Genomic DNA, 14,532 nt, shown 5'->3' with positions numbered 1-14,532 from the left:
GACCGGCTGTGGCCCACAGCATGCGGTCTGAGATCCACCGCCGGCACCGGCTACACCTACGTGACTCGCAAGAACCGCCGTAACGACCCCGACCGGCTGACGCCGCGCAAGTACGACCCGGTCGTCGGCCGTCACGTCGACTTCCGTGAGGAGCGCTGAAACCCCAGGACAGCTCCGGAGCGATGCCGAGGCAGAAGAGTCCCTGCACGGCCGGGTGAAGGCCCATGAGAAGGGCGCCCAACGACGTCACGCGACTGCCGTGAGAGACCCCCACGGTCCTTTGCGGCAGTCTGTGACACGTGATTTTCCTACCTGGTCACCCTCAACCCGCGCCGACCACCGGTCACATGGTCGTCTGCGGTGACGACGCGCTCGCCCAACGCCTGGCGGCAGAACTCCGGGACGTCTACCGCGAACAGGTCACACTCGTCGTACCCGGAACGGACGGCGTCGGCCGACCGGGCCGCGCGGCGGCGCTGGCGTCGGCCGTGCTCACACGCGTCCCGAGAGCCAGGGCACGTGTACCCGAAGGCGGTGCCCCGGCGGCAGTGCAGGAGATTCGCGTGCTGCCGGAGACGGCCCCGGACGACACGGTCCTGGCCGAGGCGGGTCTCGCCGGCGCGAGTGCCCTGGCGCTGGTGTACGAGAACGACGAGACCAACATCCGTACGGCACTTGCCGCGCGCCGGCTCAACCCACGCCTCCGCCTGGTCGTCCGGCTGTACAACCGCAGGCTCGGCGAACACCTGGCCCAGCTGCTCGACCAGGCCACGCCGGGCGTGGACCCCGAGGAACTGGACACCTCCACCACCGTCCTGTCGGACGCGGACACCGCCGCGCCCGCGCTCGCCGCGACCGCCGTCGCGGGGACCAGCAAGGTCGTCCAGGCGGACGGACTGCTGCTGCGGGCGGTCGAGCACGCTCCGCCGGGCCGCGGCGTGGTACCGGCCCCGGGGCTGTGCACTCTGGCGCTCCTGTCGTCCACCACCGGTGATCCGGCGGGCAACGAGGGAGCGGAGGGCAGTGGGGCGGACGGGCCGCGGCTGCTGCCGGACGACCGGGAGGTCGCCGCGGCGACGGGCCGCGGCACCATCGCTCTGGAGACCGTCGCCCACGCGGGTTCGCCCGCACCCGTCCGCCGACTGGCCGCGGCGCCCTTGACCTCGATCTTCTCGCGCCGACTGTGGTGGTCGATCGGCGGTATGGGGGCCGCGGTCGTCGCCCTCACCCTCGCCTCCACGATCGCTCTAGGCGACCATCCCCTGCACGCCGCCTATATGACGCTGCTCGACATCTTCGCCATCAACGACCCTGCCGTCGGCGCGTCGGCCACCCGGCAGATCCTGCAGATCCTCTCCGGTTTCGCCGGGCTGCTGCTCCTGCCGGTCCTCGTCGCGGGCCTCCTGGAGGCCCTGGGCACCTTCCGGGCCGCCAGTTCTCTCGGGCGCGTGCCGCGCCGGATGTCCGGCCATGTGGTGCTGCTCGGTCTGGGCAAGGTGGGCACCCGGGTCCTGGCGCAGCTGGCCGACCTCGCCATCCCGGTGGTGTGTGTGGAGAGGAATCCCGAGGCTCGCGGCATAGCGGTGGCCCGCCGCCTGCGGGTGCCCGTCATCGTCGGTGACATCACCCAGGAGGCCGTCCTGGAGACGGCCCGCGTCCATCGGGCTCAGGCCCTGCTGGCGCTCACCAGCTCCGACACCACCAACCTCGAAGCCGCGCTCCACGCCCGCTCCGATCATCCCGGTCTGCGGGTGTCCCTGCGTCTTCACGATGACGACTTTGCCAGTGCCGTCTATCGCACGCTGCGGGCCGCGCATCCACACGCCGTGACACGCAGCCGCAGCGTCTCCCACCTGGCCGCGCCCGCCTTCGCGGGAGCGATGATGGGCCGGCAGGTCCTGGGCGCCATACCGGTCGAGCGCACGGTCCTTCTCTTCTCGGCGCTCGACGTGGCCGGCCACCCCCAGCTGGAAGGCCGTACGATCGCCGAGGCGTTCCGGCCCGGGGCCTGGCGGGTGATCGCCCTGGACACCGCCGCGCCCGGGGAACGCCTGCCCGACCTGGCCACGACACCCCGGCCTCGTGGCCGTGCCAGGGACCTCGTCTGGGACCTCCATCCCGGCTATGTCCTTCGCCCCCAGGACCGGGTCGTCCTCGCGGTCACCCGGAGGGGGCTCGCCGAGTTGCTCGGACGACAGCCCCGCCCCTGAAACGACCGGCGCCGCGATGTGCCGCCGTCTCCCGACCCACGGTGCGATCCGTACTCGGGCGCCACCTCGTCAAAGCAGCGCCGAAGTCCACGTGAGCGGCGTCAGAGATCCGTCACAACAGGTCCCCGGCCGGCGGTGGAACCGCTTCGGTGGGGGAAACAGCCGGGTGCGGCGCACAACAGGACGCCGCCAGGGAGCTGGAGGAGCTGAACATCGGTGAGTGCCCAACACATCGTGGGAGTGATCGTCGCGGTCGGTCTGGTCGGGTACCTCGTCCTGGCGGTCAAGTTCCCGGAGAGGTTCTGAGACGGCCCGACGAATGACGTACGGCCGGGGCGGCTGAAGGTCTGGCTCGCGGCCGCCCCCGAAGTGGGCAAGGCCTACCGGATGCCGTGGCGTTGTCGGCGGCGGCCTGGTCCGACCCCTTTCTCAGCCGCCCGTACGAGCGGTTCACCATGACGAACACGGACGACGTCGAAACGGCCGTGCCGCTCCCGGCCGTCGGCCTGATCGTCTCCCAACCGGCCGCCCGCGCCCGGCGCCTGGAGGTGGTGACGGGGACCGACGCCCGAACACCTTCGCTGTCGTCCACGAGACGGCCGACCTCGCCCGGACCACCACGCCGGCCGGCATCGTCGTCGAACACGTCCGGCAGCAGCTGACCGAAAGAGTGACCCGTCCCACGAACTTCGTGGTCAACCGCGGGGTGGGGTGCGGCGCGCCGTAAAAGGTGCGTCAAAGCCGTCGGCCTCTCCGTATGAGGGCTGTTAAGGGGCATGGAATCCGGCCGAATGGCAGGTTCCCTGTAGGGGTCCGATCTCGTTTCGAACCTCATCCAGGAGTTCACGATGGCCGACGTGGCCTTCGTCATCGCCATCATTGCGGCATTCGCGCTGGTGGCTCTCGTCGCCCGGGGGGTGACGAAGCTGTGACCGCCGAGAACATCGTCGGCCTGGTCGTGGCCGTCGCCCTGTTGGGTTACCTCGTCCTCGCCCTCGTCCTCCCGGAGAGGTTCTGAGAGCACACATGGGTCCCGTACTTGCTGATGTGCTCTTCGTGATCGCGCTGATCGGCGCGCTCGCGCTCGTGCACCGTCCCCTCGGCGACTACATGGCCGCCGTTTTCCAGTCCCAGAAGCACCTGCGCGTCGAGCGCTGGATCTACCGTGCGGTGGGCGCCAATCCGGACGCCGAGATGCGCTGGCCCGCCTATCTGCGCGGAGTGCTGTTCTTCTCCGGGGTGAGCGTGCTGTTCCTCTACCTGCTTCAGCGGGTGCAGGACAAGCTGCCGCTGTCCCTCGGCTTCAAGCCGATCAGCCCGGACCAGGCGTTCAACACCGCCGCCTCCTTCGTGTCCAACACGAACTGGCAGTCGTACTCGGGCGAGGCGGCGATGAGCCACGTCACCCAGACCATGGGTCTGGCCGTGCAGAACTTCGTCTCCGCCGCGGTGGGCATCGCCGTCGCGGTGGCGCTGGTGCGTGGCTTCAGTCGCTCGCGCACGGGTGAGCTGGGCAACTTCTGGGCCGACCTGGTGCGCGGCACCATCCGCATCCTGATCCCGGTCTCCGTGATCGCGGCCGTGGTCCTGATCGCCTGCGGTGCCATCCAGAACTTCGGCGACATCCACACGATCACCACGCTCACGGGTGACAAGCAGGCGATCAGCCCGGGTGCGGTCGCCTCCCAGGAGGCCATCAAGGACCTGGGCACCAACGGTGGCGGCTTCTTCAACGCCAACTCCTCGCATCCGTTCGAGAACCCCAACGGCTTCACCAACCTGCTGGAGATCTTCCTGCTGCTGGTGATCCCGTTCTCGCTGCCGCGCACCTTCGGCAGGATGGTCGGCTCGGTGAAGCAGGGCTATGCGATCGTCGCCGCGATGGGCGTCATCTGGTTCCTCGCCGTGGTCGCCGTGACCTGGATCGAGTACGCCCACCCGGGCACCGCCTCGCAGCTGGCGGGCGGCGCGATGGAGGGCAAGGAGCAGCGGTTCGGTGAGGGCAACTCCTCGCTCTTCGCCGTGTCGACCACGATGACGTCGACGGGTTCGGTGGACTCCTTCCACGACTCCTTCAGCGGTCTGTCCGGCGGTGTGCTGCTGCTGGGCATGATGCTGGGCGAGATCGCGCCGGGCGGCGTCGGCTCCGGCCTGTACGGCATGCTGATCATGGCGATCATCGCGGTGTTCATCGCCGGACTGATGGTCGGCCGCACGCCCGAGTACCTGGGCAAGAAGATCGGCTCCCGCGAGATCAAGCTGGCCGCTGCCTACATCCTGATCACCCCGGCCCTGGTCCTCGTCGGCACCGCGCTGGCGATGGCGCTGGGCAAGGGCCAGTCCTCGATGACGAACGTGGGCGCGCACGGCTTCTCCGAGGTGCTGTACGCCTACACCTCCGCGTCGAACAACAACGGCTCCGCGTTCGCCGGCTTCGGCGCGAACACCGAGTACCACAACACGATGCTGGGCTTCTGCATGCTGCTGGGCCGCTTCCTGCCGATGGTGTTCGTGCTGGCGCTGGCCGGCTCGCTGGCCGAGCAGAAGCCCGTCCCGGTCACGGCAGGCACGCTGCGCACCGAGAAGCCGATGTTCACCGGCCTGCTGGTGGGCGCGATCCTGATCATCACCGGCCTCACGTTCTTCCCGGCCCTGGCGCTGGGCCCGCTCGCCGAAGGGCTGGCGTGATGACGACCGACACTGAGAAAACCGACGTAAAGAAGCAGGACTCGATGTCCACCCCCACGTCCACTCCCACCCTCGCGCCCCACCAGGACGCGCCCACCGGGCACAAGCCCGACGGGCGGGTCGGCGGAGGACTGTTCGACCCCAAGCAGCTGGTCAAGTCGCTGCCGGACGCCTTCCGCAAGCTCGACCCGCGGGTGATGGTCAAGTCGCCCGTGATGTTCGTCGTCCTCGTCGGATCCGTCCTGACGACGGTCTTCTCCTTCAAGGACCCGTCCGACTGGTTCGGATGGACGATCAGTGCCTGGCTGTGGCTGACGGTGATCTTCGCCAATCTGGCGGAGGCGGTCGCCGAGGGCCGCGGCAAGGCCCAGGCGGACACCCTGCGCAAGGCCAAGACCGACACCGTGGCACGGCGGCTGTCCAAGGACGGCAGGACCGAGGAGCGGGTGCCGGGCACCGAGCTGACCATCGGCGATCTGGTGGTCTGCGAGGCCGGCGACATCATCCCCGGTGACGGCGACGTCGTCGAGGGTGTCGCGTCGGTGGACGAGTCGGCGATCACCGGTGAGTCGGCACCGGTCATCCGCGAGTCCGGCGGTGACCGCTCCGCGGTGACCGGCGGTACGAAGGTGCTCTCCGACCGGATCGTCATCAGGATCACGACGAAGCCCGGTGAGACCTTCATCGACCGGATGATCAACCTCGTCGAGGGCGCGGCCCGGCAGAAGACGCCGAACGAGATCGCCCTGAACATCCTGCTGGCGTCCCTGACGATCGTCTTCCTGCTGGCGGTGTCGACTCTGCCGCCGTTCGCGGACTACGCCGGCTCCGAGCTGGGCATGGTCGTGCTGGTGGCCCTGCTGGTCTGCCTGATCCCGACCACCATCGGCGCGCTGCTCTCCGCGATCGGCATCGCCGGCATGGACCGGCTGGTGCAGCGCAACGTGCTGGCCATGTCGGGGCGTGCGGTCGAGGCCGCCGGTGACGTCTCCACCCTGCTGCTGGACAAGACCGGCACCATCACCCTCGGCAACCGGCAGGCGTCCGAGTTCGTGCCGGTGCGCGGTACGACGGAGGCGGAGGTGGCCGACGCGGCCCAGCTGTCCTCGCTGGCCGACGAGACCCCCGAGGGCCGTTCCGTCGTCGTCCTCGCCAAGGAGAAGTACGGGCTGCGCGAGCGGCACCAGGGCGAGCTGGCGCACGCGGAGTGGGTCGAGTTCACCGCGCAGACCCGTATGTCGGGTGTGGACGTGGACGGCCGCAAGGTCCGCAAGGGCGCCACGGCCTCGGTCATCGCCTGGGTGAAGGAGCAGGGCGGCACGGTCGCCGGGGACGCGGACGCCATGGCGAACCGGATCTCCGAGGCGGGCGGTACGCCGCTGCTGGTGGCCGTGAAGGACGGCGAGGGCGCCCGGGTGCTGGGTGTCATCCACCTGAAGGACATCGTCAAGGAGGGCATGCGGGAGCGGTTCGAGGAGCTGCGCCGCATGGGCATCAAGACGGTCATGATCACGGGTGACAACCCGCTGACCGCGAAGGCGATCGCCGAGGAGGCGGGCGTCGACGACTTCCTCGCCGAGGCCACTCCCGAGGACAAGATGGCGCTGATCAAGAGGGAGCAGGCGGGCGGCAAGCTGGTCGCGATGACCGGTGACGGCACCAACGACGCACCGGCCCTCGCGCAGGCCGACGTCGGCGTGGCGATGAACACCGGTACGTCGGCCGCCAAGGAGGCCGGCAACATGGTCGACCTCGACTCCAACCCGACCAAGCTCATCGAGATCGTGGAGATCGGCAAGCAACTCCTCATCACCCGGGGTGCGTTGACGACCTTCTCCATAGCCAACGACGTGGCGAAGTACTTCGCGATCATCCCGGCGCTGTTCGCGGCGGTCTACCCGGGCCTGGACAAGCTGAACATCATGCACCTGTCCTCGCCCGACTCCGCGATCCTGTCCGCGGTGATCTTCAACGCGCTGATCATCATCGCGCTGGTGCCACTCGCACTGAAGGGCGTGCAGTACAAGCCGGTCAGCGCGGACAAGATGCTCCGCCGCAACCTCGGCATCTACGGCCTCGGCGGCCTGGTCGCTCCCTTCATCGGCATCAAGATCATCGACCTGCTCATCTCTCTGATCCCCGGGATCGGGTGAAGGACATGAACACCACATTCGCGAACTCCGCGCGCATGGCGTGGGCCGCGCTGCGCATGCTGCTCGTCCTCACCGTCGTGACCGGCATCGTCTATCCGCTCGTGGTCACCGGTATCGGCCAGGCGGCCTTCCACGACAAGGCCAACGGCTCGATCGTCAAGGTCGACGGCAACGAGGTCGGCTCAACGCTGATCGGCCAGAGCTGGAACATCAAGGGCACTCACAAGCCGGACCCGAAGTGGTTCCAGGGGCGTCCGTCCAACAGCGACTACGACCCGCTGACCACCGGCTCCAGCCAGCTGGGTGCCGGCGACCCGACGCTCGTGAAGAACGTCAAGGCAGCCAAGAAGCAGGTTGCCGACTTCAACGGTGTCCCGGAGTCGAAGGTGCCCGCCGACGCGGTCACCGGATCGGCCTCCGCCATCGACCCGGACATCTCCAAGGAGTACGCGGACCTCCAGGTCAACCGCGTGGCCAAGGCCAACGGACTGCCAGCCGCGCAGGTGCGGAAGCTGGTCGAGGACCACACGACGGGCCGCACGCTCGGCTTCATGGGCGAGCCGCGCGTGAACGTCCTGCGGCTCAACATCGCGCTCAAGGAACTGACCCGGAAGTAATGGGGTTGTGGACCGGGTCGGCTGGGAGCCGGCGAACCGGAACCTCCGGTCCGCCGGCTCCCGCCGCCGTCCCCACACCTCTGATCCCGCCTACGAGAGGAAGGCCGCACACCGATGACCCGGGTGCTGGTGGTGGAGGACGACCCGCAGCTCGTACGGGCTCTCCTGATCAACATGCAGGCCAGGCAGTACGGCGTCGACGCGGCGCCCGACGGTGCCACCGCCCTTCGGCTGGCCGCCGCCCGCCGGCCGGACGTGGTGATACTCGACCTCGGGCTGCCCGACATGGACGGCGTGGATGTGATCAAGGCCCTGCGCGGCTGGACGCGCGTCCCGATCCTTGTGCTGTCCGCGCGCCGTTCCTCGGACGAGAAGGTCGCTGCACTCGACGCGGGAGCGGACGACTACATCACCAAACCGTTCAGCATGGACGAACTCATGGCGCGGCTGCGGGCCTGCGTCCGCCGTACCGAAGAGAGTCCGCTCGTCTCCGAGACCACACTCGTCAAGACAGACGAGTTCGCCATCGACCTGCTGGCGAAGAAGGCAACCCGGGGCGGCCGGGACGTGCGGCTCACCCCCACCGAGTGGCACCTGCTGGAGATCCTGATCACCCATCCCGGCCGGCTCGTCACCCAGAAACAGCTGCTGCAGGAGGTCTGGGGCGTCTCCCAGAGCAACAAGAGCAACTACCTGCGCGTCTACATGGCCCAGCTGCGCCGCAAACTGGAAGCGGACCCCGCACACCCCCGCTACTTGATCACCGAGCCGGGCATGGGCTACCGATTCGAGGCATGACGGGCCCGGGCAGCGGCCGAAGCTACGAGCAGAGACCAAGAGACCACTGACATGGCACGAGGCAAGCTTCGCATCTACCTCGGCGCGGCACCGGGCGTCGGCAAGACCTACGCAATGCTGTCCGAGGCGCACCGGCGCGTCGAGCGGGGCACGGACTGCGTGGTGGCGTTCGTCGAGCACCACGACCGGCCGCGTACCGAGGTGATGCTGCACGGCCTGGAGCAGGTACCCCGCAAGCAGCTGGAGTACCGGGACGCGCTGTTCACCGAGATGGACGTCGACGCGGTGCTGGCCCGCAAGCCGCAGGTGGCGCTGGTGGACGAACTGGCGCACACCAACATCCCCGGCTCCCGCAACACCAAGCGCTGGCAGGACGTCGAGGAACTCCTGGCGGCCGGGATCGACGTGATCACGACCGTCAACATCCAGCACCTGGAGTCCCTCGGTGACGTCGTGGATTCGATCACCGGGATACGGCAGCAGGAAACGGTCCCCGACGAAGTCGTACGCCGTGCCGACCAGATCGAGCTGGTCGACATGTCACCGGAGGCACTGCGCCGCCGCATGGCGCACGGCAACATCTACAAGCCGGACAAGGTCGACGCGGCCCTGTCCAACTACTTCCGGCCGGGCAATCTCACCGCCTTGCGGGAACTGGCGCTGCTGTGGGTGGCCGACCGGGTCGACCAGTACCTCAAGCAGTACCGCAGCGAGCACCGCGTCTCGAAGATCTGGGGGTCGAGGGAGCGCATCGTCGTCGGGCTGACCGGTGGTCCGGAGGGGCGAACCCTGATCCGGCGGGCGGCCCGGCTGGCCGAGAAGGGTGCCGGTGGCGAGGTACTGGCGGTGTACGTGGCCCGCAGCGACGGACTGACCTCCGCCTCGCCCAAGGAACTGGCCGTCCAGCGCACGCTGGTGGAGGACCTGGGCGGAACCTTCCACCAGGTCGTCGGCGACGACGTCCCCGCGGCGCTTCTCGCCTTCGCCCGAGGGGCGAACGCGACCCAGATCGTCCTCGGCGTCTCCCGCCGCAAGAGCTGGCAGTACGTCTTCGGGCCCGGCGTCGGCGCGAGTGTCGCCCGGGACTCCGGTCCCGACCTCGACGTCCACCTCATCACCCACGACGAGGCGGGCAAGGGCCGCGGACTGCCCATCGCCCGCGGTGCCCGCCTGGGCCGCTCCCGCATCATCTGCGGCTGGCTCACGGGCATCGCGGGACCGATGCTGCTGACGCTGCTGCTGACCCACATCGACGCCGACCTCGGCCTCACGAACGACATGCTGTTGTTCCTGACCCTGACGGTGGCGGCGGCCCTGCTCGGCGGGCTGCTGCCGGCACTGGCCTCGGCGGCGTTCGGGTCCATGCTTCTCAACTGGTACTTCACCCCGCCGGTGCACCGCATCACGATCGCCGACCCCAAGAACATCCTCGCCTTGGTGATCTTCGTGGCGGTCGCCGTGTCGGTGGCCTCCGTCGTCGACCTGGCCGCCCGCCGCACCCACCAGGCGGCCCGGCTGCGCGCCGAGTCGGAGATCCTCTCCTTCCTGGCCGGTAACGTGCTGCGCGGTGAGACCAGCCTGGAGGCCCTTCTCGAACGGGTCCGCGAGACGTTCGCCATGGAATCCGCGGCCCTGCTGGAGCGCGAGAACGACGCCGCACCCTGGACAGTGGCGGGCAGGATGGGCCTGGGCCCCGCCATCGAACGTCCCGAGGACGCCGACGTGGACGTGCCGGCCGGCGACCACATGACACTGGCCCTCTCCGGCCGGGTGCTGCCGGCGGAGGACCGCCGGGTGCTGGCCGCGTTCGCGGCGCAGGCGGCCGTGGTCGTGGACCGCCAGCGTCTTCAGGAGGAGGCCGACCGGGCCAAGGTGCTGGCCGAGGGGAACCGGATGCGCACCGCGCTGCTCGCCGCGGTCAGCCACGACCTGCGCACCCCGCTGGCCGGCATCAAGGCGTCCGTCACCTCACTGCGGTCGGACGACGTGGCCTGGTCGGAGGAGGACCAGGCCGAACTCCTCGCAGGCATCGAGGAGGGGTGCGACCGCCTCGACCACCTGGTCGGCAACCTGCTGGACATGTCCCGGCTCCAGACCGGGACCGTGGCACCGGTGATCCGCGAGGTGGACGTGGACGAGTTCGTCCCCATGGCCCTGGCCGGCGTTCCCGAGGACAGCGTGGACCTGGACGTTCCGGAGACCCTGCCCATGGTCGCCGTGGACAAGGGCCTGCTGGAGCGAGTCGTCGCCAACGTCGTGGAGAACGCGGTGAAGTACAGCCCCGCCGACGAACCGGTCCTCGTCTCCGGCAGCGCCCTGGGCGACCGGGTCGAGATCCGCATCGTGGACCGCGGCCCCGGCATCCCCGACGAGGCCAAGGACCGCGTCTTCGAGCCCTTCCAGCGCTACGGCGACGCCCCGAGCGGCAACGGCGTCGGCCTCGGCCTCGCCGTCGCCCGCGGCTTCGCCGAGGCCATGGGCTGCACCCTGCGCGCCGAGGACACCCCCGGCGGCGGCCTCACCATGGTCCTCAACGTTCCCGCGTCAGGCCATTCACCGGAGACTTCGGACATCTCCGCCACGGCTCCCTCGTAGGTACCTGCCGAACAGCCACAGGCCGTGACGGACGAGGGGGGCGGCTACGCGGCGGTCGGGCATCGAAACCGATCTGATCACCGACCCCCGTCGGGCTGCCGCGCTCATGAGGTGGAAGTCCGGGCGCGATGCACGGCGACAGCCGTAAAGACGGCTATGAAGATCGCAGGTGCCAGGAGCGATGCCGCCGTCATGAAGCGGCCACGAGAAGCCGTTCCAGCAGGTGGGAGGCGGTGATCACGCCCAGGAGTCGTGTACCGGTCGTGTCCTTCTCCGCGACTGCGACGAGGGGGCTGCGGACCTGTGCCATGAGTGCCGCGACTTGGAGGGCGGTCGCGTCGGGTGGGGCGATGGGGGGAGGGGGAACGCTCTGCGACAGGCAGTCGTGGACGGTGCGGCCCTTGAGTGCCTGGCACAGCCGGTCGGCGTGGCGTTCGTCGACCACGGCGGCCAGTGTGGGGTCCTCGATGACGTACCCGGGCACCAGGATCTTGATCATCTGTGATGCGGGCAGGATGGCTTTCGGAGCGCCGGTGTGGTCAACGACCAGCAGGGCGGGCAGCCGGTGCTCGGCCATCAGCCGGGCCGCCGTCGTCGCGTCGGTGTCGACGCTCACGGTCTCGTACTCCACTGCCAGGTCACGTGCCCGCACGGTCGGCTCCCGTTCCGCTTCGTATACCGCTGCCATTGTGCGGCAACCGGCACGGATGGCCCGCGCCCCCGCGTCACTCCATATCGTGACCGGGGGTGACGTGATGGTGGGCGCCGATCGCGTTGGTGATCCGCGCGATGACGGTGCCGAGGACCGCGGCGGCCAGCAGCAGAAGCAGCCGGATGATGTCACGATCGCCCTGCCAGGCGAGTTGGCCGCGGGGTGTGACGGCGTAGTCGTTGAGAAACAGCCAGCACACCACGGCGATGCCGGGTGCGGCGCGGAAGCGGGCCGGCAGACCCAGCAGCATGGCCCATGCGCCCAGCGCGATGAGCATGACTGACGGGCTGGGCGGAGCCCCGGCCGCGCTGAGCACGGCCATCAGGAGCAAGCAGCCTGCAAAGGTCGCCGCCCAGACGAACGGTGTCGCGATCGGCTCGGGCACCGGCCGGACGGGTGTGGTGCGCAGCGTCCGCCACTCCACCATGACCGCCCTCCTCGATCGTCGGCCCCGTGCGAAGTGCTCCCAGCTCAGCAACGCACGTGGCCTCGGCGTTGGCCACGAGTCGCGGACATCCTTGATGGAGCCTGTACGGCACATTGACGCGATCCGTACGACAGGGCGCCGCGGTCGCCGGTCACTGCACCTCGGTCTCACCCGGCTGGGGGAGGGCGGCGTCGAGCTGGTAGGGGACGCTGGTGACCATCACACCGGGCATGAAGAGAAGGCGTGTCTTCAGGCGCAGGGCGCTCTGGTTGTGCAGCAACTGCTCCCACCATCGACCCAGCACATACTCGGGGATGATCACGGTGACGACGTCGCGGGGGCTCTCGCGGCGGATCCGGCGGACGTAGTCGAGGACCGGCCGGGTCACCTCCCGGTAGGGGGAGTCCAGCACCACCAGCGGTACGTCCAGGGCGTACTCGTCCCACTGGCGTCGCAGCTGGTCGCTCTCGTGCGGCTCGACGGACACGTTGAGCGCCTCGATCGTGTGCGGGCGCGTGGACCGCGCGTAACCAAGGGCACGCAGCGTGGGGGCGTGGATCTGGGAGACCAGCACGATCGCGCGGTTGCGGGAGGGCGGCTGGGCTCCGGCTGCCGGGGCGACGGCCAGTTCCTTCGAGACGCGGTCGTAGTGGCGGCGGATACGCTGCATGGCGAGGAACAGCAGCGGCATGGCGATCGTGACGATCCAGGCGCCATGCAGGAACTTCGTCGCCAGCACGATGATCAGCACAACGCCGGTGAAGAAGGCACCGGTGGCGTTGATGGCCTGCGAGCGGCGGATACGGCGCCGGGCGGACGGGTCGGTCGTCTCGCCGAGCTCCTTGCTCCAGTGCTTGACCATGCCGGCCTGGGACAGCGTGAAGGAAACGAACACGCCGACGATGTAGAGCTGGATGATCGAGGAGACGTCGGCGTCGAAGGCGATGATCAGTCCGATCGCGGCGAGCGCCAGCAGGATGATGCCGTTGGAGAAGACCAGCCGGTCCCCGCGGTTGTGCAGTTGGCGGGGCAGGAAGCGGTGCTGGGCCAGCAGGGAGGCGAGCAGAGGGAAGCCGTTGAAGGCGGTGTTGGCGGCCAGGATCAGAATGCCCGCGGTGAACGCCTGCACGTAGTAGAAGAGGAAACTGGCGTTGCCGAAGGACGCCTTGGCGATCTGGGCGAGCGCCGTCGGCGTCGAGGCGTAGGCGGGCAGTCCCAGCTCGGTCGGGCTGTCGGCGACGTGCACGTGGTAGAGCAGCGCCAGGACGGTGATGCCGGCGAACATGGTGATCGACATCAGGCCCATGATGGCCAGCGACATCGCCGCGTTGTGGCTCTTGGGCTTGCGGAAAGCGGGCACGCCGTTGCTGATCGCCTCCACACCGGTCAGCGCGGTACAGCCGGAGGCGAAGGCTCGCATGCCGAGAAAGACCAGGGCCAGGCCGGCGTAGGTGCCGGTGGCGTGGATCGACAGGTGGGCCGACTCGGCTCGGATCGTCTGCCCGGTGGCCAGGCGCACCGCGGCGAAGGCGAACATCGCGTAAATGCCGACCACGAAGCCGTAGGTGGGGATGGCGAAGATCCGCCCGGACTCCTTCACCCCGCGCAGGTTCATCAGCGTCAGCAGGGCGACCGCGGCCACGGAAAGCTCGACCGCGTATTTCGACAGCGAGGGCGCGGCCGAGGTGATGGCGGCGACTCCGGCGACCACTGAGACGGCGACGGTCAGGACGTAGTCCACCAGCAGGGCGCTGGCCGCCGTCAGGGCCGCGGTGCGGCCGAGGTTGTCGGTGCTGACCGCATAGGCGCCGCCGCCGTTCGGATAGGCGTAGCAGGTCTGCCGGTAGGAGGAGATCACGACGACCAGCAGAAGGATGATCGCGGCGGCGATGTACCAGGCCAGGTGCAACAGCTGGGTACCGCCGAAGGCCAGGATCAGCAGGATCTCCTCCGTCGCGTACGCCACCGAGGAGAGCGGGTCGCTGCAGAAGACCGGGATGGCGAGCCGCTTGGGCAGCAGGGTCTCGCTGAGCTGGGTCGTTCGCAGGGGACGGCCGACAAGCATGTGTTTGGGCAGCAACCTCACACCTGGCGATGCTAGGAGGGCGATCACCGGACTGGGCAGCCACACACATCAGAAAGCCATCAAGGGAGCGTTAAAAACCTCGTTCAGCCTTATCCCTGCTGGCCGGCGGTGTCCGAGCCTGCTGCGAGCCCAGCGTAGATCCAGGTGGCATCCGGCAGGACGAGCGGTCCGGCCCGCTGGTCCTGTACCCACCGCACATGCGTCGTCGCATGGGGCCGACGATGGGGAAGGGCTGGTTGGTGCGGT

At 69.0% G+C, this 14,532-nt stretch carries 12 protein-coding genes; 9 read left to right on the top strand and 3 right to left on the bottom strand.

Annotation, left to right across the window (positions count from 1 at the left end):
- Positions 1-6 precede the first annotated feature (6 nt).
- The 9 genes from rpmG to R2S09_RS10245 all read left to right on the top strand — a co-directional run bounded on the left by rpmG (position 7) and on the right by R2S09_RS10245 (position 11,061).
- A complete protein-coding gene (gene rpmG, locus R2S09_RS10285) occupies positions 7-159 on the top strand; it encodes a 50S ribosomal protein L33 (protein WP_316740728.1) in 153 nt (50 codons plus the stop codon).
- 188 nt (positions 160-347) lie between these two features.
- Positions 348-2,210: an NAD-binding protein gene (locus R2S09_RS10280; protein WP_316740517.1), complete on the top strand. Its 1,863-nt coding sequence runs from the start codon at positions 348-350 to the stop codon at positions 2,208-2,210.
- Positions 2,211-2,426: 216 nt separating this feature from the next.
- Positions 2,427-2,516, top strand: coding sequence for a K(+)-transporting ATPase subunit F (gene kdpF / locus R2S09_RS10275; RefSeq protein WP_316740516.1), 90 nt, complete (start codon positions 2,427-2,429; stop codon positions 2,514-2,516).
- A 622-nt stretch (positions 2,517-3,138) separates the two neighbouring features.
- Positions 3,139-3,228 (top strand): K(+)-transporting ATPase subunit F, encoded by a 90-nt coding sequence (gene kdpF / locus R2S09_RS10270; protein ID WP_306184084.1) that lies wholly within the window; start codon positions 3,139-3,141, stop codon positions 3,226-3,228.
- A gap of 8 nt (positions 3,229-3,236) precedes the next feature.
- Positions 3,237-4,898, top strand: a complete 1,662-nt coding sequence (gene kdpA, locus R2S09_RS10265; protein WP_316740515.1) for a potassium-transporting ATPase subunit KdpA — start codon at positions 3,237-3,239, stop codon at positions 4,896-4,898.
- Complete coding sequence (gene kdpB, locus R2S09_RS10260; RefSeq protein WP_316740514.1) at positions 4,898-7,051, top strand: potassium-transporting ATPase subunit KdpB; 2,154 nt, start codon at positions 4,898-4,900, stop codon at positions 7,049-7,051. The genes kdpA and kdpB overlap by 1 nt, the downstream gene beginning before the upstream one ends.
- A 5-nt stretch (positions 7,052-7,056) precedes the next feature.
- Entirely contained in the window at positions 7,057-7,668 is a 612-nt protein-coding gene (gene kdpC, locus R2S09_RS10255; RefSeq protein WP_316740513.1) for a potassium-transporting ATPase subunit KdpC, read from the top strand.
- Positions 7,669-7,782: 114 nt separating this feature from the next.
- Positions 7,783-8,466 carry a response regulator gene (locus tag R2S09_RS10250; RefSeq protein ID WP_316740512.1) on the top strand — a complete coding sequence of 228 codons (684 nt, stop codon included), beginning with the start codon at positions 7,783-7,785 and terminating at the stop codon, positions 8,464-8,466.
- 51 nt (positions 8,467-8,517) lie between these two features.
- Positions 8,518-11,061: a DUF4118 domain-containing protein gene (locus tag R2S09_RS10245; protein ID WP_306184077.1), complete on the top strand. Its 2,544-nt coding sequence runs from the start codon at positions 8,518-8,520 to the stop codon at positions 11,059-11,061.
- Between the two features lie 190 nt (positions 11,062-11,251).
- Here the strand turns inward: R2S09_RS10245 and R2S09_RS10240 are convergent, their stop codons facing one another.
- From R2S09_RS10240 to R2S09_RS10230, 3 genes are all read right to left on the bottom strand, one after another.
- Entirely contained in the window at positions 11,252-11,713 is a 462-nt protein-coding gene (locus R2S09_RS10240) for a CBS domain-containing protein (protein WP_316740510.1), read from the bottom strand.
- Positions 11,714-11,786: 73 nt separating this feature from the next.
- Entirely contained in the window at positions 11,787-12,200 is a 414-nt protein-coding gene (locus tag R2S09_RS10235; protein ID WP_316740509.1) for a hypothetical protein, read from the bottom strand.
- A 151-nt stretch (positions 12,201-12,351) separates the two neighbouring features.
- Positions 12,352-14,265 carry an APC family permease gene (locus tag R2S09_RS10230; RefSeq protein ID WP_316740727.1) on the bottom strand — a complete coding sequence of 638 codons (1,914 nt, stop codon included), beginning with the start codon at positions 14,263-14,265 and terminating at the stop codon, positions 12,352-12,354.
- Positions 14,266-14,532 lie beyond the last annotated feature (267 nt).

Source organism: Streptomyces sp. MK7, assembly GCF_032658145.1.
GTDB lineage: Bacteria > Actinomycetota > Actinomycetes > Streptomycetales > Streptomycetaceae > Streptomyces > Streptomyces spiralis.
The sequence above is the reverse complement of the archived record's forward strand: the minus strand, read 5'-3'. Positions and strand labels throughout refer to the sequence as shown.